Genomic DNA, 21,014 nt, shown 5'->3' with positions numbered 1-21,014 from the left:
GATGCGCCACGTTTTACCGGCTCCGGTGGGACCGTGGACAATCACGCCATCGCGGTGTTGCAGGTATACGTGCTGGCGAGGTTGGTCCCGTAGGACACCGATGTCGATCGCCGCGGTCGAGGGATCCACTGGTGGTCGTCGGAGGGATCTGATCCAGTTCATCGCCACCGCCGCCGGACAGGGTGTTCGGTGGTGAGGTTCGGATATTCGTGCACGGCTTTACGGACCGCTGAGCGTGCATCGAGGCCGGTACGGTATAGGTCTGTGCTGCTGGCCAGGCCCTGATCGCGGTGTCGACGGCCCAGTCGCTCGTCGATGAGGCCGCCGAGAATGATCATCCCCGCGCTCCAGACGATCGCGGCGAGCAGGATGCACGGCCAGGTGAGCCACACCGGTCCGGGACGAGGCTCGTGCGGCCAAGCCGCGGCGGGATCGGCCGGATGCCGGACCAGTCGCTCCACGATGCCCACAGCGGCGGTAGGGCTGGTGAGCGCGGGCCGGTGCCAGGACAAGAGGGCGGACAGCGCTCCCCCGCCGAGCACACCGGCGATGATGGTGGTTCCGGCCAGCACAGCCAGCGTCAGCCCGGCCGGAATCAGCGGCTCGTGCCGCGCCGGGCCGGGCACCCGGCGTCGGGTCATGACGTACTCCCTGTGACGAGCCCGCCGCCGGTTCCCGGGCGAGGTCGGCCCGTTATCGGCGAGTCGGTGTCGGTGAGCTCGATCTCCCATGGCGAGCGAATATGGCTGAGCAGGAACGGATCTCGGCTTCCCATCTTGATCAGAGATTGGCCTCGACCCAGTTGCATCAGCGTCTCCTCGGTCCCGGCCGGTAGCCGATACAGACGAACGGTTTCCGCGGCGTCGTCGGCGCGGGACTGCCCGAACAACACCACGATGGACGCTTCTCCCATCAACGCGCGTGCAGGTGACTCAGCGGGCTGGTCGGCGGGGTGATGAAATGCGGATACCGTCGAAAGTCCGAGTCCGCGTGAGAGTTTCAGGTTCGCGCGGAACACTTCACCGGTGGAGCCGCCTGCGACGTGCCAGCCTTCCTCGACGACCAGGATCGTCTGCTGATATCGCGAGGATCGTGCCGCCAACCGGTTCGCCAGCCAGGTGTTGATCGCGGTCATCACCACCCGCAGCGCGGGCCCGTCGGTGGGCAGCGCCGAGAGATCGAAGTGCACCAAGGGATGTGTTTCGAGTGCGTCGCGCACCGCCGGGCTGGTAGGTGCGTCGACCAGACCGCGCAGGTCTCGATCGGCCAGCCGCGCCAGGGCCAGTCCGGGTTCCAAGCCCCATTCCAGGGCGCGCTGGCTCCAGCGGGATCCGAAGCTTGTGCCGTCGGCGGGGCATGGGTCCAGCAGGCGCATCGCCAGGTCCCGGATGACCGGCTCGGTATTCGCGGCCTGAGCAGCGGTGTTCACTGCGACCAGGGCGGCGCCGACGGCGGCTTTTTCTTTTTCGTCGAGTGTGCGGCCCATGGCATCGGTGAGGACGGCCAGCACGAGAGCTTCCTGGCCTGCGGGCACGATGCCTTCCAGACCGTGATCGTGGTTGCCGCCGCGGCTGATCGCCGGGTCGAGCAGGTTCAGGCAGGCACCGCTTCCACCGATGCGGAATCGGATGCTTTCCGCGCCCAATCCTTGTGCGAGCGGGGTGTATTCGCCGTACCCGGCTTGTGGTTTGCGGTCCAGGACCACGACCTGTCGTCCAGCGACGAGTTGGCGTAGCACGCAGACGGTTTTGATCCAGGAGGATTTGCCGCGGCCGATGTCGCCGATGACGACGATGTTGATTCCGGAGGTGTCGGTGCCGTATGCGGCGAAAGCGTCGACGATCTCGAGGGTTTGGGTCATGGTGTTCAGCCCGGCCAGCACGCCGTCCTGACGGGTACGCCGCCGGTTCGTCGCCAGGTTCCACGCCTCGGCTTGACGAGTGGTGGACCACGCGCCCTCGGACCGCATTTCGTACCAGCCGTACTTGTCGAAAATGCGCCGCCGCCGAGGTGCCGGACGTCGCTCGATCCCACCGGCTGACGAGGTTACGTTCCCTGGCGACGATGATTCGCGTTCACCTATAGTGTTGTCCTCCAGCACTTTCCGATGTCCACGCCGGAGCTTTCGCCGAGCGGGTCGGTGCGGTTGTGCGGAGGGTTCGGTCGTTGGCGGTGTGGGCATCGGTCTGGCCTCCTTCAGCGGGTGTATGGGGTGGCGGCGAGGCCGCGTCCCAGGGGCAGGGTGGTGAAGATCGCGACGTCGTGATCGGCGTGGGCCCAGTCGATTTCGGCGATGGCGGATTCGCCCGCGGCTTCGGAGACGCGGAGGCAGGCGCGGTCCAGGTCGTCGGGATCGCGGCCGGTGACCGCGATGGTGGCCGAGTAGATCGCGCCGTGGTGCCCGGAGCCGGGCATCAGGTCGTGTCGGCGACGGTCCGAGGCGGTGGCCATGACTTCGGTGGAGCCGTCGTCGAGCTTGCCTCGCTGCTGTTCCTTGGTGCGCCGTGCCTGGTCGGCGGTGAAGTCGCCGCGCGCGGCGGCGCGGGCCCGGTGCGCGGGCACGAAATCGATACGCACAGAGAGGGTTCGGATGGTGGGAATCGGTGCGGTGTCCTCATCACCCGGGTCGGCCTCCACTCCGGTCAGTAGCGGTGCGAGCCATAGCGGGCCGAGTGGGACCGGTTCGATCGCGCGGGGTGGGATGAGCCCGACCCGGGTGCGCCACCAGTGTTCGTGGCCGACCGCGACGCTGTCGGTGCCGCCGATGTAACTGGGCCAGCAGTTGTTCCAGTTCGCGTCACGGTGACGGTCCAGCTGGTAGCTCGGATCCAGGAACGCCCGGATGACCGCGCATGCGCGCCGTTCCCCCAGCACGTCCACCCGTCCCATTCCGGCGAGCGCCAAAAGTCTTGTGGCGCGCTCGGTTTCGTCCCGGATCACCTGCGCGATCGCGCCGTGCACCGCGGCGTTCCTGGTGCGGGTCAGGCGGGCGGTGGCGGCCATGAACGCTTCGGTCTGCGGGATCCGCAACACCACGAAGCTGCGGTGTTCCTCGGCCAGCGGCGCGGTGACATCGATCAACGCGCCATAGGATTCGACCGCGGGTGCCAGACGTGGGTCGGCCAGCTGCTCGACGCGGGTGTGCGCCCAGTGGATGTGCGGGGCCATATCGTGCGGGACGCTGCGGTGCAGCAGCTGCACACCCCGGATCAGCGAACTCGTGCGCGCCATCTGCGCGAGGAACACACCGAACGCGGCCGACGCCGCCGTGTACGCGGCGTCTCCCCGCAGTCCGTCCGCCACGCCTTCCACGGCCAGGATCACCGAATAGGCCACGCGCTCACCGGGATTGGCGGTGCGGACGATGAACATCTGGTCCAGCCCGGTCCCGGCTACCGCGAGAGGTGCGGTGTGCCCGAGTGGTGGCGGGAATTCCCATCCCGGATCTCGCGCCGGATCCCCGCACTCGGGATCACCCGGGTTGCGGTAGATATGTTCGCCGCGGCGGCGGCGCGACCACATCCGTAGTACGTGCAGCTGACGCGCCGCGATCGACGGTTTGTCGCGCCATTCCATCGTCGCGGCGAACACACCCATCAGCAGCGCCAGCGCGGTGATGATCGCCCAGGTCGCACCGCCACCGAGGAAGTAGATCGCCAGTGCCGCAACGATACTCACGGCCCAGGCCAGCAGCACCGGCCGCGACAGACCCAACCAGGAGCGGCGGGCGATCTCCCCGCCCAGCACGCTGACGCGCGGCCCGCTCATTCGACTTCCGCTTCTCCGGGAGCGGCCTCGGCGGCGCTGCGGGCCTTGTTCAACGCCCCGCTGGCCGCTTGCGCCGCGATCGGCACCGCGACGACGCCCGCACCGAGCGCTGTGCCGCCCGCGGTCTTGGCGATGGTGCCGAATTTGCAGCCGACCCCGGAGCTCGTCCGGCCGACCGTGCCGGTCTCATGGCGCGATGCCGACGATTTCTCGGTATTGACGCTCCGGGTGAGGGTCTTGCCGAGTCCGGCTTCGGTGCTGGACTTGCCGTCGTCGCGACCGCCGGTGCGCCACTTGGGATCTGCGCCGCCTTTTCCTGGCGTGCCCTGTTCCCCGGGCTCGGCGTTACCGGGTTGTTCGAGGCGTCCGCGCTGGCGGCGGGTGCCCATGCCGCGGTTCCACATCATCGCCGACCCGGCACCGCCGACCGCGCCGGCCAGCATGGAGCTGGACTGTCCGAACCCGGCGGCGTCCGAGTGGGAGGGCAACAGCGGCGCGTACCGCAGCAGCGTCCACGGAGCCATCCCCGCGACCAGGAATGCCACCGCGACCGTGCACAGCTTGGCCAGGATCCCGAGTTGATCGCTGCCGGTGCTGGTGTCGGTGAGGTCCGCGTTGATCGCGCCGGTCAATACCGCGAGCATCAGAAACAGCAGCGGCTTGCTGAATACAATCGCGATGAACAGCAGCACCGGCCGCAGCGCTTTCTTGCGCCACGTGGGGTGCACCCACATCCCGAACCCGATCCCGGCCGCCACCGCCAGACACGGCAGGGCAACCTGGTGCATGAGCAGTCCGAAGAACACCGCCAGCGCACCGACGAGCAACAGCAGGAACAACACCAGCCCGACCAGCACGCCGCCGACCATGTGGCTGGCGGTGATCTCGCCGACGAATTTCTTCAGGTTGGTGATCATCTCGCCCATATCCGGGCCCAGCGTGCTGGTCACCGATTCCGAGGCGGTGTCGGCCACGCCCAGGAGCATCCCGGCGATCATCGGTGCGAACAGCATCAGCAGGACCCCGGTCGGCAGATACCCGAACAGGTCCGCTCCCAACGACTTCAAGGTTTCCTTGTGCGTCGAAGCCCGCCACAGCGCGAGCAGTGTCATCGCGCCCATCACCATGATCCCGATCCCGCACGAGAGCGCGTACCAGTGCAGGAACCACGGTGCCGACGGATCGAAGCGGCCCGTCGCGGCCAGTCCGTCCAGCACGCGGGTGCTCAGATCCACCGCGCTGCTCTTGGCGGCGTTGGCCCAGTCATCGATCGTGGTCTGCGGATCGCTGACGAACCGGGCCGTGTCCACCGAGGTGTGCACGACCCACGAGAACGCCTTCACCATCCCTCCGCCGACCGAGTCCCCGAACACCTGCTTCATGGCGTCGCCGAGCCGATCGGCGACCCCGACGTTGAGGTCGAGCCAATCCGCGGTGCCGACGAACAGGTTCCCCACCGCGACGTTCCACTGCTGGCAGCGAACCTGGTCACCGGTCACGGTGTCCGCGTGTGCGCAGTCCGCGAAAAATGCGTGTGCGCAATAGAATCCGTTCACACCGCAGGGGTCGGTCCACGCTTTGGCGGGGACTTCGGCGAAGGCGTGTGTGGTGGCCGCCGCGATCGCTTGCATGGACTGTTTGTCCGGGGTCGCCGCCCAGTCGAAACTCCACACGTTCCACGCTGGGCTCCGGCCCCACCGCTTCAGATCGTCCCGGCATGCCGGTGAGGGCAGGTGGAAGGTGGCGTCACCGGCCGGGAAGACGCGCGGCAACGCGGACTTCGGCGGACCCTGGCCCTGCGAAACCAGCTGCGAGGCAACGGTATCCGGAATCTTCCCGTGCAGCAGTTGTAGTTTCTGGTCATCGCTCGAGGTCCAGTACAGCAAGCGGTCTTCCACGGCCATCGCGGTATTGATGTACGCGCCGACATCACCGCCACGGTTCGCGCACGAGCCCGAGAACCACGGTGCGGACTTGAATTCCGCAGTGCCGCCGATGAATTGACGCAGATCGGCCGGGAACCCGTTCGGCAGGTCACCGCCCGCGGCCGAGGTGCCGGGCATGATCGGGGCCGCGTGCGCCGCGCTCATCCCCGCTCCCAGCCCGGTGCAGGCCATCACGAACACTGCGAGAGCGGCGAGCAGACGGTGGTGTTGTCGATGCATTCCGGTCACCGCCTAGTTGACGTAGAAGGAGTAGTAGCCGGACTGGATCTGTTGTGTCAGAGGAGAATCCGGGGTTGGTGAGACCTGTTCATCGGGAGTCGGACCTACCTGCCCAGCGGTGTCCTTGACCTTCCAGTCCCCGTCCTGCCACACCAGATCCACATCGTGGGTCGACCACGCGGTGATCACCGATACCGGGCCACCTGTGCTGATCGCTCCCCGCGACAGCGTCATCGTCCAGATGCTCACTCGCGCGGCCAGCGGCGAGAAGCTCTTCACGGTCACTGCGGCCGGGATCATGTTCACCACTTCGGACCCCTGGCCGCGGCCGGCTCCGACCTCGATCGACGCGCGAAGGTGCGGGCCCGGATCGCGCGCGATCAGCGCGGCGACCACGGCGGACATCGGCACTCGTCCCTGCCCGGCCTGGGTCAGAGCTTGGATCGTATTCACCGCGGCCGTCGCCGCCCCCGCCTCGTCCCGGGTGTACCCGACCGGCACACCCTCGAACGTGGCCACCGGACCATGCGCGGCCCGAATCACAGCCTGTTGCTCACCACCACTGTGATGTTCGGTGACGTGCACGACCACCAGTCCGCACAGGCTCACCGCGACCAGCCCTACACCGACGATCAGCCAGCGATACCGCGACCGCCAGTTACGTGGCGGTGCCGTGATCTGCGTCGGCGCGGCCTGCGATGTGGGCTCATCGGGTGTCACATCGGCGAATCTGTTTCTGCTACTGGACATCTGGCCTACCTCCTCGCATCTTGTTTCGGTTCGGATCGGGTTGTTCGGCCGGTGGACTGGTCAGCTCCCGCCGACGACGAAAAGGACGGTCGCGATGATCGGGGACGCCAGGCCGACCAGTCCCAGGGACACCAGCGCGTCCTGGAGCTCCTCACTGCCCTCGGCCAGATCGTTCGCGTAACCGCGCGATTTGGCGCGCTTGACCTTGAACGCACCGACGATCACGCGCACTGCGGAACCCACCACGACCAACGTCCAGATGAACGCGACCACCCGTTTCCACGACGCGTCCAGCGCACCGGAGAACAGGCCCAGATCGGGCTTGATCCCGTTGAGCGGGTTGTCGATCGCGCCCGCACTCGCCTCCCCCGTTCCGGCGATCAGTGCGACCGCCGCCAACGCGCACAGGGTCGCGAGCCGAGACATAGGCGGGTGTAGCCGTGGTGATAGATAGCGAATGAACATGCGAAACCTCCTACTGTTCAGCGGATTCCGGGGTTTACCAGCCGGGCTGGTCGGGATAGCTCGGCACGGCCGGAACCCGGAACTGCCCGGTCATCGCATTCGGCCCCTCATGCATCGCATAGGCCAGCAGCCTGCGCGACTTCACCGACGATCGATCCACTTCCCTTGCAGCCCAGTGTGATTCGGGAACGAATTCGCTTTCCAGAGGGATGTGACGACCAGCCAGCGCGTCGGCAGCGGCGTCGACGACCGTGGCCGCGACCTGGGTCCAGGCTGCGATCGTGGGCCGGGGCAACCGCGCCACCACGATCCGATCCCCACCGGCCAGGACAGGGTCGAACGGAACCCGCAACACCGTGCGCGCACCGGCCGCCGTGAACGCGTCCGCGGCCATCACGCTGTCGCCGAGCTCGGCCAGCACGATCACCGCCGCCGCGGCCAGATCTTCCCGGCCCGCGTCGGCGATCCCGTCCAGCAACCGCAGCGCCGACAGCACCGCGTCACGACGGCCGATGACCGGCACCACCAGCGCCGTCGCGTGCTCGATCACCCACCGGAACCCTTCTGCGCGATCGTTGTTGCCGGTGTCCGCCACCACCATCGCGCGGTGCCGACGCAGGACCGCCCAGATCGCCGCGCATTCCGCTGCACCGATACACGCTGTTCCGCCCGGTGCGTTGTCCGAGGCGAGGATCTCCTCCAGCGTCGGTTGCCGGTGCAGGAATCGGCCCAGACCCGAGGCGTCTCCGTTCGCCGAGCACAGGTGCCCGGCGTTGCCCAGCACGTCCCATACCGAATCCGCGCCCGTGCACACCGCGACGCGATCGGCCAGCGTGCCGCACGCCTCGTTCGCATCCCAGCCCACCACCTGCCCGCCCCGATGCCGGGCCAGCAACGCCGACAGCAGCACCACCGCCGGAGTCACCCCGGTCCCGCCCTTCGGATTCGCCACCACCAGCAACGGTGTGCCGGGCACGGGCTGACGGATCCGCTCCACCGCGCGGCGGTACACCACCTCCCCACTCAGACGATGTGGACGCAGCCGGAGCCCGAGGCTGTTGAGCCTGCCGCGCCAACCCCACTGCGCCGCTTCGGTTTCCACTCCAGGCGCCGGGGTGCGCAACATTGCCAACCGGGCCTCCCGCACCGCGGCGATCTCGCGGGAATCCGGCATCGGTTCGGCCAGATTCTCCGAACCCACGCCGTACGGATCGAGCGTCTCAGTGGTCGAGTCGACGACCTGTTCGCTGGGGTCCGAGGCAGGCACCGGGTCGGTCTCGGTGCGCGGTCGCAGTCGCTGCCGCCGCAGGTCGACCGGATCCTCAGCGGTGTATTCCGAAGTGTCACCATCGATCTCGTCGATCTGTTCCGATTCGTCGATCATCACCAACCTCCTTCGAATGCCTGACCCATCCCCGCTGTGTCGATCCCGGCCGTATTCGCCATGCCCAGTACGCGCTCGCCCTGGAGGGTTCGTTCGTTGCTGACCTGACCGGTCCCGTATCCGCTGCCCGTTGGAGCAGTTGCGTGTGCGTCGGTGTAAGCGCTGAATATGCTGTGGCTCATCGGGTTCCGCCTGACTCGGCACGAATGTCGGGCTGCGGGCCCGCAGCCGTGAAGGCGGCGGCCATGGCAGGGATATTGCGGACGTATGCGAGGGTTTCGCTGTTCTGGCAGACTCCGCCTTGGGCCAGGGTGTTCGCCGCGCCGCAGTTGTACGCGCTCAACCACAGCTGCGTCAGGTCACCGTGCACCCGACCATCCGCCAGGGCGTGTTTCATGATGCTGATCAGCTCGCACGCGTATTTGCCCTGCGACATCACCGCGTCGGGAATCGAGAACGGATCCGGCGGCCCGTTCCCCTCGGCGCTGATACCGTGCATCGCCCAGGTACCGGGCATAAACTGTGCGGGCCCCAACGCCCCCGCCGGGGACCGCGCCCACCGGTTGAATCCGGATTCCTGCTTCAACTCCGCGGCCAGGATCGGCGCGGACAACTCCGGGCATTGCGTCGCCGATTTACGGATCCACGGGTCGTACTCCGGCGGCACCGAGCCAGCCCGCAGGCTGCCATCTGCGCTCACATTCGCCACCGGCGTCGGATCACAACCGCTGGAGGCCAATGCATTCCGGCGTCGTGCAGTTCGCGAGCTGACCACAGCGGCGGGTTCGATGGTCGACTGCGCACCGGCCGTAGCGGAGTTGGCCAGCCACGACAGGGGGTCGATGGCGTGGCCTCCGCTGTGGAGCCGTCCGCCGGGCCAGACCTCGAAGTGCAGGTGCGCACCGGTCGCCTCGCCCGCCGCTCCGACCTTCCCGATCTGCTGTCGAGCGCGCACCTGGTCACCGACGTGGACCAGCACACCATCGGCGAACATGTGCCCGTACACCGTCGAGGTCACACCGTCCGGACGCTGCGTATCCAGCACGATCCAATTGCCGAATCCCTGTGCAGGCCCCGCCGCGACGACCACGCCCTCGGTCGCCGCCAGGATCGGCGTGCCCTGCGGCGCGGCGAGATCCACGCCGCGATGAAACCCACCGGCTCGGGGACCGAACGGGGATGACACGGTGTAACTGCCCTGCGGCAGCGGCACCACCACCGCCCCCGACGCGACCGGGTCCGTCCGGTTCACTCGGGGCAGGTCCGGCAGGCACCCCGGATCCGTCGGGGTGCGGTCGCCCGATCCCATCATCACCAGCACCGTGACCACCAACACCACCGATGCCGCGACAGGCACGACAACCCATCCGGCGCTCATCACGCCGCTCCCAGCGAACGAATCCGGTTGCCGAACCAGTCCGTGAGCCACTGCGTCGCGGTCCGGCCCTGCCCATCCACCACGTACTTGCCGTAGTCCTGGTGCACACCGCTGGCGAAAAACGATGCGGCACTGAACCCTTCGGACGCCAGCTCACTTGCCGAATCCAGGCCCTGCCCGGACAGCTTGTCGGTCACCGCCTTCGCCGCGCCCGACACATCCTGACCACCCGACTGATCACCGGACTTCGGAGCCCCGGTCAAGGTATTGACCGCCACCGTGGCGAACCCCAACAGCGTCGGAACGAAATCCGCCGCACGCGTGAGGATCTCCGCCGGATTCGCACCAGTGGTCAATGCCTGCAACAGATTCCACAGATTCTCCTGCAACCGGCCCACCTGAGCGGCCAGCGCGGGAACGTCCAGATTTCCCAACAGATCCACCAGTATCGAGACGATCTGCGCGGTGCCGCTGGTGTCGGGGATCATCGCGATCAAGTGAGAGATCGTGTGCAGATCCACGTTCGCGGCCAGCTTCACCAGCGGCTCGAACGCGGTATTGAGCTGTCCGCACAGATCGTGCAACCCGCGGACCTTGCCGGGCACATCTACCTTCGGATCGCCGATCAGCCCGATCATCCGGTTCAACACGTCCAGCACGTGCGGCACATTCGCCGCGAACCGCAACCCGTTCTCCGCCACATTCGTGACCTGATCGACCACCGTCGACGGCTTGAGCACCCCCAACACCTGCGACACCGAATTCAACACCTCGGCAGGCGAATTCGACAACGAGCTCGACAACGGCGCGGTCGCCGAGGACACCCGATTCACCGCACCGGCCAGATCCCCACCACTGCGGCCCGCGGCCACTCCCGCGACCTGGGATCCGATATCGGCCAAGGAATCCAACGCGCCCTTCAGATCCGAATGCGAGGCCGCATTCAGCACCTGACCCGCAAGCCGATCCGACGTCCCCGGCGCAGCCGACGCCAGCCGCGACTGGGCATCCGGATTTCCCGCCGTCCGCGCGGCCAGATTCGCCAGTGATCGCAGCGTTCCGGTCAGACTGTCGACGCTGTGCGTCACCTGCGCCGAATCCGGGTGCCCCGAACCGAACTGGGCAACCAACTGCTGCACCGCCCCGGGGACCGCGTCGAGATGCATGTCCCCGACCGGAGCCACCAGCGACTGAACCTCCGCTGACGTGCCATCCTCCGGGGTACCGCCGCTCGTGTCGGGCTTGTCGGACTGCTGAGTGGGCTGCGACAGCAGCCGACCGAGTGCCCCGAGAACCGGATGCTGGGCAATATCGGTGGAGCAGTACAGATCTCCGTCCGCACAGATTTCCGCCGTCGCGGCCGCGAGCTTGCAGAACCCGCCCGCCCGCGCACCACCGATCCCGGTCCCGTTCACTGCCGGACCAACCAGCTTGCCCGACTTCGGATCACGATGCGGATCAGCAATGATCCCTACCCCCAACACCCGATCTGCAGGCACCGGATCTCCCGAACACCCGATCGACGCGGCCACATCACCGGCCACATCACCACCCTGGCTATAGCCAGCGATCACGAATTTCGTTGCCGGACAACGCTTAGCGAAGTCCTGCAACACACGCCGCGTAGCCGCTACACCAGCAACCTTGCTGTCCCCATACGCCGTACCGTTGAACGCCGCCGCCGGATACGCAGGAAACCGGAACGCGAACCGACTACCGAACCGCTGCGCCAACTGCGTCGCCACCGGAGCCAACAGCCCCACCGGAACCGTCTCGTTCTTCTGGCCGCTGTCCTCCCAGGTCCCACGCACGAACACCCCGGTCACCGCAGGACAACCGGACGCTTCGGCACCACTCCGCGTGTCCGCCGCCGCAACTCCCGGAACCACCCCGACCATGACCAGCGCGAACGTAACGAGAAGAACCACAACGCTTTTCACGCCGGAGCCACGCCTCCGAACACCCCTGATCAGCGAATCCGCCGACACCGCAACCATATTCACGACAACCCCCGAGACCCGGCCTGCCGCCGCGCCGAAACCCACGCCTCCACCTTCGACTGCTCCAGACGCAACGGGGCATTCGGCGAATCCCCGCTCTTCCACGCCTGCGAATACAACTCATGCCCCGCAACCCGCAAATGACGAATGCGGTCGATCGAATCCCCCGTCCGCGCACTGACCTGGTGAATATTCAGGACCCGATCCACGCCGTCACACGTGCCGCACCGAGTGCATCTCTCGATCATCACCCACCTCCAATCCCCAAAAAAGCCAGAGGTATCCCATACAGAAATAGTCGGGAAATAGAACTGACCACCTGGCTAATGCCCGAATTTCACATACAACGATCAGCGATTCAGCTCCGCTTGCAAGAAACACGCTTGTCAGTGCCGAAACACTGCCGGAGCGCGATTCCCACGACGCGATCAACCGGAAACTGAAGGGCCTCCCTACACGTCACCATCGCGAGGGCGATGCATACGCAAGCCGATATTTCGCCATTCTCGGATGGGATGACGATCAGAATGCCGACGCCCCCGAACCGACCGCCGCAGCCGCAGCATGCCGTCGAGCTCCTCGTCGTACACCCGCTCGAGCTGCTCACTCAACGCTTCATCCCGCAGTACATACGCCTGCTGCCGTTCCCGCGACCGACCACCCTCAAGGGACGCGACGGTCCGGCACGATGAGATTGCATTCATTGCAGCCTCCTCGCATCAGCGCAATTCATCAGGCAGCCGCCATCCAGCAAGCGCCAACGAAGAATCGCAACTGTTACGCCGAGCCGCATATACCATCAGTCACCACGAGATGAACCGTATGTGGCCACATGTGAAAAGGGCCTGATGCCGCTCGGCCGTCATCCGGTTCCGTCAACGGTTACCGGGCAATCCCAAGATCTCGGGACGTTTAGCCAACGGTAACCCAGATCACACCGTGCCGCAAGGCGCTATAGCAAATGAAACGAGATCCCATGACAAAGTGTCGGCAGTGCCCGGACCTCACCAGAAACGCTCATCCATGAATAGTCCTAACCCCGCACAAAGCGTGATCATTTCGCCGGGTCGGCTGGTCGTCGACGGGTTGTGTGGGTGAACGGCGGGACCGGTCCCGCCACATCGGTGGTGTTGTTGTGCGGTACCGATGGAAGGAGATCGACAGTGCCGAACTTCCCATGGGCACCGCCTCGTCGACACGGGTGGCCGATGGCAATACACGCCCTCGCCGCTACCGGATTCCTGACCCTGGCCGTGGCCGGTTGCACCACCTCGAATCGGGGATCGCATTCGCCGGCTACCCACTCGAGCGCTGCCGCCTCCACATCAGCAACCGCGGCAACCTCCACGACCGCATCGACATTCCACCCAGCCATACCCAGCACCGACGTTGCCGATTGTTTCGAAGGCAACTGCCTCTTGGCGGTGTCGGGAACAGTGACCGTCCCACTCGATGAGGCCGCCTTCTCTTACCCGGCCGTGACGATAACCGTGGAAGCTGCCGACATGATCACGGTGCACCCCACCGGCGATCCATCCTCGATGAGCTTCGGCCCCGGGAGCGAAGGAAGCTTCGGCGCCCTCCACATATGGTTCAGCCCGACCGGTCCCGGCGTAGTGCTTATGTTCCGACGCGAATGACGATCTGGTCGCGTTCCCGCGAGATGGCAAGCCGCCGCGAGCCTCGGACCTCCTCGCAGAGGACTGGATCGGCTCGATCGGATTGGCCCGCTCCTGAAGCACCTCGCGTGTTATCGGTCCTGCTTGGTGATGTGGATGATGTGGAGGGTATCGCCGACGTCGCCGGGGTATCGGCGAGATGTGATGGTGATGGGTTGCCATCCAGAGGCGGTGAAGCCGCGAATTCTGACGTCAACGGTGATCGTGTCGTCGGTACCAGCGAGCCTGGTGTACGTCGCGAGGATCGTGTCGGTGTCGTCGGGGTGGAATGTGCTCGGGTCGCCTTCGCGTTCCCAATCGATCCAACTGGGCGCGTGGCTGATCCAGTGGGCAAGCACCGGCATCGGAAGGTCGGGTGTCCAGGCGAGCAGCGCGGTAATGGGGGCTTCCGGGTCCGCAAGTTGCGCGTTACGTGCGTTGGGCCGGGTATTGGAGGTCACAGCATCGATGGCGCTGATGGACGGAGGCGTGGTGTCGGTGACGTCAACGGCCAGGCCGCGGACCCCGGTCTGCTGCTGGTCGAGGCGGCCACGGCCCACGTTGTACCAGTTCATCAAATGGCCGTCGTCGTGCAGGACCACGCTGAACCCGGACCAGGTTGCGGCCGGGTCGGGAGAGGTTGCCAGTTCGGCAAGCCCGGCGAGCGCGTCGAAACGCACCAGCTTGCGGAAGAATTCGGCTGCGGAGAGGGTGTTGGGGGTGGGGGTATTCGTGTCGCACGGGGTGAGGGTCATTCGCCAGAGGTCCTCGGTCATGCGCACGGTGGTGTCGCCGAGGTGCCAGGATATGGCCGACGCGGGGCGATGCGCAATGGGCTCGTCGGCGTCGGGTCCGATCCACAGGTGCATTCCGTAGGTGTCACCTTCCGGACCCAGCACCGGGTCGATCTCGATCAATCTGGTTCGGCCGCCGCGGGCGCGCACGATGGTCTGGATACGAGTCTTGTTCTCGCGCACCGATTGAAGCTGCTCATCGACATCGACGAATTCGTGCCGGTGCAGCGACCGTAGTGACGTCCAGTCTCGGGGCGCACCATCACGCAGGATGATGGTCATCGGTCCGGAAGACGGAGCCAGGGACTCGATGAGGAACCAGCTCATGGCAATCTCACCCCGTTCCGCTCGCGCTCTCGGACTGTCATCCGAAAAGGACTGGGGCGCAGGGTTCCTCGCTCATGCATATCGAGTGGTTCCGGCGCGGACAGAGTGGTCGCATCGAGAATCCGGGCCAGCAGCAACGTGGCTTCGTGCAGAGCAAAAGCCATACCGATACAGCTGCGCGGGCCAGTGCCCCACGGATGGAACCAACGGTCCGGGTGTTCCCGCAGCGCAGCGGGTTCGAACCTGGTCGGATCGAATTCACTTGCGCGGGAGCCCCACACGTCGGGGTCGCGGTGCGCGGCCAGGGCAAGGACGAAGACCGGTTGCCCTGCGGGTACGTGGTAGCCGCCGAGTGTCTGGCCGGTGCGGGCCAGGCGGAAGAATCCGGGGACCGGCGGCCACAGCCGCAGCACTTCGTTGAGGACATTGCGAACTTTCCGCATGCCGGTCACCGCCCCGTAATCGAAGCTGCCGCGGCCGTGGATCTCTTGGCGCAGTTCGTCTTGCAGCTCGGGGCGCTCGGCGAGGTAGTGCAGGGTGGTTTCCAACAGTGCCGCGGTGGTTTCGTGGCCAGCGACCAGGAAGGTGAGCACCTGGTCACGAACGTTGGTGTCGGGTAATAATTCTCCGGTCTCCGGGTCGGGCACGGTGAGCATCAGTCCGAGCAGATCATCTGCGCCGCTGGCACTTTGGCTATTGCGCCGGTCAGCGATCATGGTGTCGACGAACCGGCGGGCGATGGCGATCTGGGTATGAGCATGCGGGGTCCGGACCAGCGCGCGGAAGGTACCGAGGACAGGCACATCGTTGCTCTGGGCGCTGGCCCAGGTGAGGATGGAGGCGAGAGCGTCGACGAAGCGGGTCGTGTCGCTGCCGTCGGTGTCGGCGTCACCGAGAAGGCCCAGGCGGCGGGAGAAACCGGCCCGCCCGATAACCTCGAGCGTGGCATTGGTCATGGCCTGATGCACATCGACCCGGCGAGCATCCACACTCCCCCATTCAGTGAGCAGATCATCGGCGACGCTGTTCATAGCCTGGTGATAGCTACGCATCGCCCCCTGGCTGAACCCGGGCCCCAGCACGCGCCGTGCCTGGCCCCACAGGGGATTGCTCGTGCGGATGGTGAACAGGCCCTCGGGAACGATCTTCCGGAAGACCTCGCCGGGCCCGGCAAGGCATCTGGCCCAGGTGTTTTCGTCGCAACACTGCGCCGCGAGCTGGGCACCGGTGACGATGACGATGCGGGTGCCCAGGAGCTTCCGTTCGAAGATCGGGCCGAGACCGGCCTGGGCCATGGCGAGTTCGTGTTGGGTGGGTCGCCGTGGGTCCGCGCTGGTCAGATCACCGAGTATCGGCAGCCGTCCGGCCGGATGCGGCAGCTCAGTCAGGGGGCACGCTGCGGGGACGTCCATAGCCTAAGGCTCTCATAGCCGACCCGGTGTCTCATGCCAAGATGCCCCAGAAGTGCGAGTCGTTGCCTCACGTGATTTCGCCGCATCACTCAATCAGCGTCGGTCCTCCTGTAACGCCGTGTCCTTCGCCACCGTGCGCTCACATGGATCCCACATCCCTCGTACGCCCGCGAGAGCTCCATCATGCACCAAACCCCGGCGAGCCCTCGCGGCCTATTTCCGCAATTCACAGCCCTCCACGCCGGCAACGAGCCCCCGACCACACCCCCTCACCGGCGTGTCGCACAACAGCGCTCGCGGCGGCGTACATTGTCCCTGGTGAAAGGGGATAAAATCGGGACCCTGCCGCAGGCCCTCACCGGCCTGCACTTCATCGAGGCCCAGCAGCGCGGACCCGCCCACGCGCCGAAGTTCACCAGCCGCAGGCCCTCACCGGCCTGCACTTCATCGAGGCGCTGTCAGGGCAGCGATGTATTTGTCGGGGCGCACCAGGCCGCAGGCCCTCATCGGCCTGCACTTCATCGAGGCCTCGACGATCATGGACGAGTCTCGGACCGCTCAGCAGGCCGCAGGCCCTCACCGGCCTGCACTTCATCGGGGCTCGTCGGGAACGTGGTAGTCGTCCTGCACCTCCACGCCGCAGGCCCTCACCAGCCTGCACTTCATCGAGGCATCGGCACCTTCCGCCCACGCAGCAGGTTCGTCACCGCGCCGCAGGCCCTCACCGGCCTGCAACTTCATCGAGGCACGAGCCATGCTTTCTGGAGCAGCAACTGCACCGATAATGCCGCAGGCCCTCACAGGCCTGCACTGCATCGAGACCTCACAAGCCGAGGGTTGCTGCAACCGGCAGCTCTCCAGCAAGCAGCCAGGTCAACGGCCCGCCCATGGCGACTCGCCGCCACACAGGCATTTTTCATGAGTGAATGCGGATGATTGCTTTCACCGCCGCGCCCATGGTTAACTGAAAAAGCGCTGGGCGGCCTTTCCCCAGTGGCGTCGCTAATTCCACAAGATCCAGGTACGTATCCCGTACTCATGCGATCGGAACTCGACTGCCACAGGAAAGGCCGCTTTGTCATGTCACCTGCATCTGTCGTTACTCCCTCCATCGCCTGCGGCGATGAAAACCCATACCACTGGGCGATTCTCAGGGCCGACGGTAACCGCGTACACGAATGCCGCACGGCCGCACAGTCTTCGAAGCTCATCGACCAGTCAAGCCAACAAGCCGGGCGGTCAGGTACGCACCAGGCCGTGGGCGGTGCGGATGCCCGCTGGTTCAATGCTGAGCGCGTCGACGCGACTCCTGACGCGGTCGGGCACGAGCCGAGCCGCGCACTACCCAAGCTCGATCCAGTTCCACGATCGTCTGGCGCGACGTACCGCACCAGCGAACCAGTCCATAGACACCGCGCGGCCACGCCTCGATCGAGTGATCGCCTATGACCGCCCCCGATCGGCCGATTCCCGAGCGTCCATCGCCCGCAGCGATGCCCCGCCGCACAGGCCGCTGCACACACGGTGGCCCGCAGAGGCGCACCAGCAACCGATGGGTCGTCGCCGAAACCCTCGACCACAAATCCATCCCCTCGGTCATCCTCGACGGCCGTTACCGACGACACTTCGCCAATCTCGGCCGTGCCAGCATCGCCACCAGCGCCGCCCACGCACGACACCTCACACCACTGGTCCGACGCTGCGCCGACAACCGCCGCACCGAACACGAGCTTCTGCCACTACCGTCCGGATCCGTCCTCCGCCTCACCGCGGACCCGATATTCGGCCCCAGCCAGAACGTCTTCGGAGTCAACCTGTCCGCCGGACCACCAACCGACACCCCCACTCCCCCACCAACAATCGGCGCAATCGAATGGGACGTACTGACCGCACGAGCCACCATCTCCCCAGACTTCCGCACACTCCTCGACATATCCGAAGCCCAACTCGATTCCCCCACAACAGTTCCCAACCTGATCTCACACTTCGACCGCTGGGACGACCGCACCGGATTCCTCGCCCTGTTCGACCTCACCAATCCCGCGGGAACCTGGATCGGTACAGCCACAACGCAATTCACGGGAAAGCAGCGACATAACCTCCACATCGTCGCCAAGCGGATCCACGGCCACCGACTGATCCGAGCCCTGGTCTGCGATATCTCCCCCACCGATCCCCCACCCCCACCAGATCCGATCTACGCCGCCCTCCGACGAGCACCGATCACCCCGGGGCATGCGCTCGGCATCATCGACCTCCACAACGGCCTCATCCACGAGTGGATCGCCGACGAACCATTCGCCCACTGGCGCAACAGCACTCCCCAACTCCACCCCGACGACATACCTGTCGTAGCTACTGCCCGCACGCGCCTGCTGTCCAAAACATCGACTACAACCATCACCGCACGAATACGGTTCGATCGAGCCAGCAGATGGATCCTGGTACAAGCGGTCTGCACACGTATCACCGATGACGATCGACCACAGGCACTCATCGACGTAACATTCTCACGCTAATAGACTTCGCCGCTGGTGGTCGGCCTGTCCTCACGTTCGCGGACATCGGCATCGGCGTAGCGGATCAAGTTCCTCACGCCCTCGTGACAGACCCCGAGTTGCTCAGCCAACTTCCCGATCGTCGACTGCGGATCTACCTCCCGAGACAGCCGCGCCGCTCGTGCCTTCAACTCCCCCTCTGAGCACTTCTGCGGTGCCACCATGGGCGTGGACTCCCTCCGGTCCAATCGAAGCACGGTCAGAGCCGTCCGAGAAACGGGCCGAGGTGACCGTCTACCGGCAGGGGCGTGGCAGACGGTCATCCACGGTGCGGCTGGTACATCAGCCGCACCGCACGGTTCCCGCGCACGATCGCTATGGACGATAGAAGCGTGGCCTTCGCTTCCCGCAAGGTCCAGGTGGGCACGTTGCCATTGAGCATCCAGTCATCGAGTACTGCCGGGAGTGTGAAGCTCAATCGGAATCCGAGGTCATCGACAGGCACGATATTCCAGTCACGACTGGTCGGCCGGTTGGTGCCGTGATCACGCGGGTACTCGAGATGGACCCGAATGTCCGTGTCTCCGGAGTTGTCGACGTAGGTGAGGAACGCGGCTGGATTGTCGACCAGCAGGACCAGCACGAAGGGCGCGGGCGGGAAACCCAGAACCAAGTTGTCGAGCACGGTTTCACCCAGTTCGGAAACGATCCCGGCGAGCGGCTCGGCCGGTAGTTCGCGGACGGGCACGGATTCCTCTGTCCCGGCGTCCGTTCCGCTGTCCATCAGGCGCCCGGCAACAGAGACCACCGCCTCGGGATCAGGACGGCGAACCGCCGCTACGGTCGGCACCGATCGCTCGTTACGGCGAGCATGCATTCCGTCGAGATATCCCGCCAGGTCAGGGAAATCTGCATCATCGATATTGCTCGGCCAGGTCCCCAGGGTGTGGCGGAGCGCACTGCGAACCTGCTTCAATGGCAGCGATACGACCCCGGCCTCATCGGCGAGTTCGGCAATCCGTCTTGCAATCTCGTCGGCGACGGCCAACAGCGCACTGAAGTCCGGGTTCGAAAGATCGATCAGCGAAATCTGCTGTGCGAGGGCGTATTCCTGAGCCGGTTTGCTGAAACCGCTGGCGGAGAACAACGCGTATTGGTACTGGTAGCGCCGCATCGGGATCCGCCCCGCCCCGGGAGTTCGAGTACCGTAGTGCTCGTTGACATCCCGGATCGTCCCGTAAGCGTTCCGCACGGTCTCGACCCCCGTCCGCTCCTTCCGATACTTGGCCTCGACGAACAGTCGCAACGGAAGTGAGAACGGTAGCGGCAGATCCAACTCCCCGAGCACATCAACCTGATGGGTCGTGCCCCGCCCACGCACCAAGAGCACTCTGCCGCTATCCTTCAGCGCCTCCGGATCCTGCTCCTCGGCCACAAGCAACCGATACCCGTTGTCCTGCAGTAACCGGGCGAGCAACTCCTCGAGAACATACCCCCGCACCGTCGCCACGTTGATCGCCAAGATCCCCCCTCGGTTATTTTCAGCGAACAGCCCCGATAAGCAACTTTGCGACCGGAGAGAAATGCTGTCCCCGGCCGAGCATACAGTGCACCGCCACTGCCATCGGCGTAACCGTTACGTCAGGTAGAACCTACCCAGAAACATCGGAGCTGACCGCTCAATCAGTTGCCACGCACGAGGGCAGCTCCCTGCGGGTCTCTACCACCCTTCTGATCCGACTCTGTCATATACGAGACTTGCCACGCGAACTCGTGGGTTCAGGCGTTCTGTTTGCGGTATGCCTCGACCAGTTCTTTGGAGAGTCGGCCGCGGGCTGAAACCTCGCGTCCCTCCGTTTGGGCCCAATCTCTGATCTTCATGATCTCGACCTTGCTCAGCCCCGACGGGGCAGCCGCTGACGAGCGCCGACGGCCGCCGACTTTACGTGCGGCGCGGACGTAAGGCTCGAATGCCGCGTACAGTTCATCGCGGTTCTTGACTCCGAGATCGATTTCGTATTCGATGCCATCGATCGCGAAGGAAATTGTGGGAGTCGGAACGAGTCGAGTGTCGATTCGTTCGCCTGTTACGTCGTCGTAAGTTTCGACCAGCGTCTTTTTCGCCATTGGCTGAATGTAGCATTCCCGATAGACAATGCAAAATCCGAGTATGTGCCTCAATACCGCAGTGCAGCCATGCCATGTTCACCCACAACCAGTCGTCGCACGCAGTCCACCCCATGAGTTGTAGTGCGATTCTGGGAAGTCGTGGGTTGTTCCGCGATATTCAACGAACCGACACATCTTGGGATACATCGAGGCGGAACGGTCGTATGATGAAATCTACTCGGTAACCGCGGCGCGGAGCCGGACGAATTGCCAGTCGGCGGCCAGGGAATTTCAAGAGTACCGGTT

At 65.4% G+C, this 21,014-nt stretch carries 16 protein-coding genes; 1 reads left to right on the top strand and 15 read right to left on the bottom strand.

From position 1 onward, the window contains the following. Window positions 1-158 precede the first annotated feature (158 nt). The 13 genes from NRB20_RS10000 to NRB20_RS09940 all read right to left on the bottom strand — a co-directional run bounded on the left by NRB20_RS10000 (window position 159) and on the right by NRB20_RS09940 (window position 16,857). Window positions 159-641, bottom strand: a complete 483-nt coding sequence (locus NRB20_RS10000; protein ID WP_153409686.1) for a hypothetical protein — start codon at window positions 639-641, stop codon at window positions 159-161. Next, on the bottom strand, window positions 638-2,101 hold the full coding sequence (locus tag NRB20_RS09995; RefSeq protein WP_319944687.1) for an ATP/GTP-binding protein: 1,464 nt from the start codon (window positions 2,099-2,101) through the stop codon (window positions 638-640). Before NRB20_RS09995 ends, NRB20_RS10000 begins: the two co-directional genes overlap by 4 nt. A gap of 95 nt (window positions 2,102-2,196) precedes the next feature. Further along, window positions 2,197-3,768 carry an SCO6880 family protein gene (locus NRB20_RS09990; protein ID WP_153409682.1) on the bottom strand — a complete coding sequence of 524 codons (1,572 nt, stop codon included), beginning with the start codon at window positions 3,766-3,768 and terminating at the stop codon, window positions 2,197-2,199. After that, window positions 3,765-5,933 carry a hypothetical protein gene (locus NRB20_RS09985; protein WP_153409680.1) on the bottom strand — a complete coding sequence of 723 codons (2,169 nt, stop codon included), beginning with the start codon at window positions 5,931-5,933 and terminating at the stop codon, window positions 3,765-3,767. The genes NRB20_RS09990 and NRB20_RS09985 overlap by 4 nt, the downstream gene beginning before the upstream one ends. A gap of 12 nt (window positions 5,934-5,945) precedes the next feature. Further along, window positions 5,946-6,683 (bottom strand): hypothetical protein, encoded by a 738-nt coding sequence (locus NRB20_RS09980; RefSeq protein ID WP_153409678.1) that lies wholly within the window; start codon window positions 6,681-6,683, stop codon window positions 5,946-5,948. Window positions 6,684-6,743: 60 nt separating this feature from the next. After that, entirely contained in the window at window positions 6,744-7,082 is a 339-nt protein-coding gene (locus NRB20_RS09975) for a hypothetical protein (RefSeq protein ID WP_153409676.1), read from the bottom strand. A 100-nt stretch (window positions 7,083-7,182) separates the two neighbouring features. Continuing rightward, complete coding sequence (locus NRB20_RS09970) at window positions 7,183-8,532, bottom strand: hypothetical protein (RefSeq protein WP_153409674.1); 1,350 nt, start codon at window positions 8,530-8,532, stop codon at window positions 7,183-7,185. Continuing rightward, a complete protein-coding gene (locus NRB20_RS09965; protein ID WP_153409672.1) occupies window positions 8,532-8,714 on the bottom strand; it encodes a hypothetical protein in 183 nt (60 codons plus the stop codon). The genes NRB20_RS09970 and NRB20_RS09965 overlap by 1 nt, the downstream gene beginning before the upstream one ends. Beyond that, window positions 8,711-9,910, bottom strand: a complete 1,200-nt coding sequence (locus NRB20_RS37495; RefSeq protein ID WP_194289780.1) for a M23 family metallopeptidase — start codon at window positions 9,908-9,910, stop codon at window positions 8,711-8,713. The genes NRB20_RS09965 and NRB20_RS37495 overlap by 4 nt, the downstream gene beginning before the upstream one ends. Then, window positions 9,910-11,838 (bottom strand): cutinase family protein, encoded by a 1,929-nt coding sequence (locus NRB20_RS09955; RefSeq protein ID WP_194289779.1) that lies wholly within the window; start codon window positions 11,836-11,838, stop codon window positions 9,910-9,912. The genes NRB20_RS37495 and NRB20_RS09955 overlap by 1 nt, the downstream gene beginning before the upstream one ends. A 1,822-nt stretch (window positions 11,839-13,660) precedes the next feature. After that, window positions 13,661-14,689, bottom strand: a complete 1,029-nt coding sequence (locus NRB20_RS09950; protein WP_227833345.1) for a GAF domain-containing protein — start codon at window positions 14,687-14,689, stop codon at window positions 13,661-13,663. Continuing rightward, window positions 14,686-16,101 carry a cytochrome P450 gene (locus tag NRB20_RS09945; RefSeq protein ID WP_153409666.1) on the bottom strand — a complete coding sequence of 472 codons (1,416 nt, stop codon included), beginning with the start codon at window positions 16,099-16,101 and terminating at the stop codon, window positions 14,686-14,688. Before NRB20_RS09945 ends, NRB20_RS09950 begins: the two co-directional genes overlap by 4 nt. Before the next feature lie 591 nt (window positions 16,102-16,692). Continuing rightward, window positions 16,693-16,857: a hypothetical protein gene (locus NRB20_RS09940; RefSeq protein WP_153409664.1), complete on the bottom strand. Its 165-nt coding sequence runs from the start codon at window positions 16,855-16,857 to the stop codon at window positions 16,693-16,695. 737 nt (window positions 16,858-17,594) lie between these two features. On the opposite strand from NRB20_RS09940, the gene NRB20_RS09935 reads away from it, so the two are divergent. After that, a complete protein-coding gene (locus NRB20_RS09935) occupies window positions 17,595-18,620 on the top strand; it encodes a GAF domain-containing protein (RefSeq protein WP_153409663.1) in 1,026 nt (341 codons plus the stop codon). Window positions 18,621-18,918: 298 nt separating this feature from the next. Here the strand turns inward: NRB20_RS09935 and NRB20_RS09930 are convergent, their stop codons facing one another. Together NRB20_RS09930 and NRB20_RS09925 are read right to left on the bottom strand one after the other, a co-directional pair. Continuing rightward, on the bottom strand, window positions 18,919-20,121 hold the full coding sequence (locus NRB20_RS09930) for a PDDEXK family nuclease (RefSeq protein WP_194289778.1): 1,203 nt from the start codon (window positions 20,119-20,121) through the stop codon (window positions 18,919-18,921). A 257-nt stretch (window positions 20,122-20,378) separates the two neighbouring features. Beyond that, a complete protein-coding gene (locus NRB20_RS09925; RefSeq protein ID WP_153409659.1) occupies window positions 20,379-20,726 on the bottom strand; it encodes a histone-like nucleoid-structuring protein Lsr2 in 348 nt (115 codons plus the stop codon). Window positions 20,727-21,014 lie beyond the last annotated feature (288 nt).

Origin of the sequence: Nocardia macrotermitis (genome assembly GCF_009604405.1) — a bacterium.
Classification (GTDB): domain Bacteria; phylum Actinomycetota; class Actinomycetes; order Mycobacteriales; family Mycobacteriaceae; genus Nocardia; species Nocardia macrotermitis.
The sequence above is the reverse complement of the archived record's forward strand: the minus strand, read 5'-3'. Positions and strand labels throughout refer to the sequence as shown.

Bases quoted from the DNA above. Each gene is read 5' to 3' on its own strand.
- NRB20_RS09970 (WP_153409674.1), bottom strand. From the start codon at position 8,532: ATGATCGACGAATCGGAACAGATCGACGAGATCGATGGTGACACTTCG.
- NRB20_RS09985 (WP_153409680.1), bottom strand. From the start codon at position 5,933: ATGCATCGACAACACCACCGTCTGCTCGCCGCTCTCGCAGTGTTCGTG.
- NRB20_RS09990 (WP_153409682.1), bottom strand. From the start codon at position 3,768: ATGAGCGGGCCGCGCGTCAGCGTGCTGGGCGGGGAGATCGCCCGCCGC.
- NRB20_RS09945 (WP_153409666.1), bottom strand. From the start codon at position 16,101: ATGGACGTCCCCGCAGCGTGCCCCCTGACTGAGCTGCCGCATCCGGCC.
- NRB20_RS09940 (WP_153409664.1), bottom strand. From the start codon at position 16,857: ATGGCTCGTGCCTCGATGAAGTTGCAGGCCGGTGAGGGCCTGCGGCGC.
- NRB20_RS09925 (WP_153409659.1), bottom strand. From the start codon at position 20,726: ATGGCGAAAAAGACGCTGGTCGAAACTTACGACGACGTAACAGGCGAA.
- NRB20_RS09980 (WP_153409678.1), bottom strand. From the start codon at position 6,683: ATGTCCAGTAGCAGAAACAGATTCGCCGATGTGACACCCGATGAGCCC.
- NRB20_RS10000 (WP_153409686.1), bottom strand. From the start codon at position 641: ATGACCCGACGCCGGGTGCCCGGCCCGGCGCGGCACGAGCCGCTGATT.
- NRB20_RS09935 (WP_153409663.1), top strand. From the start codon at position 17,595: ATGCCCCGCCGCACAGGCCGCTGCACACACGGTGGCCCGCAGAGGCGC.
- NRB20_RS09950 (WP_227833345.1), bottom strand. From the start codon at position 14,689: ATGAGCTGGTTCCTCATCGAGTCCCTGGCTCCGTCTTCCGGACCGATG.
- NRB20_RS37495 (WP_194289780.1), bottom strand. From the start codon at position 9,910: ATGAGCGCCGGATGGGTTGTCGTGCCTGTCGCGGCATCGGTGGTGTTG.
- NRB20_RS09965 (WP_153409672.1), bottom strand. From the start codon at position 8,714: ATGAGCCACAGCATATTCAGCGCTTACACCGACGCACACGCAACTGCT.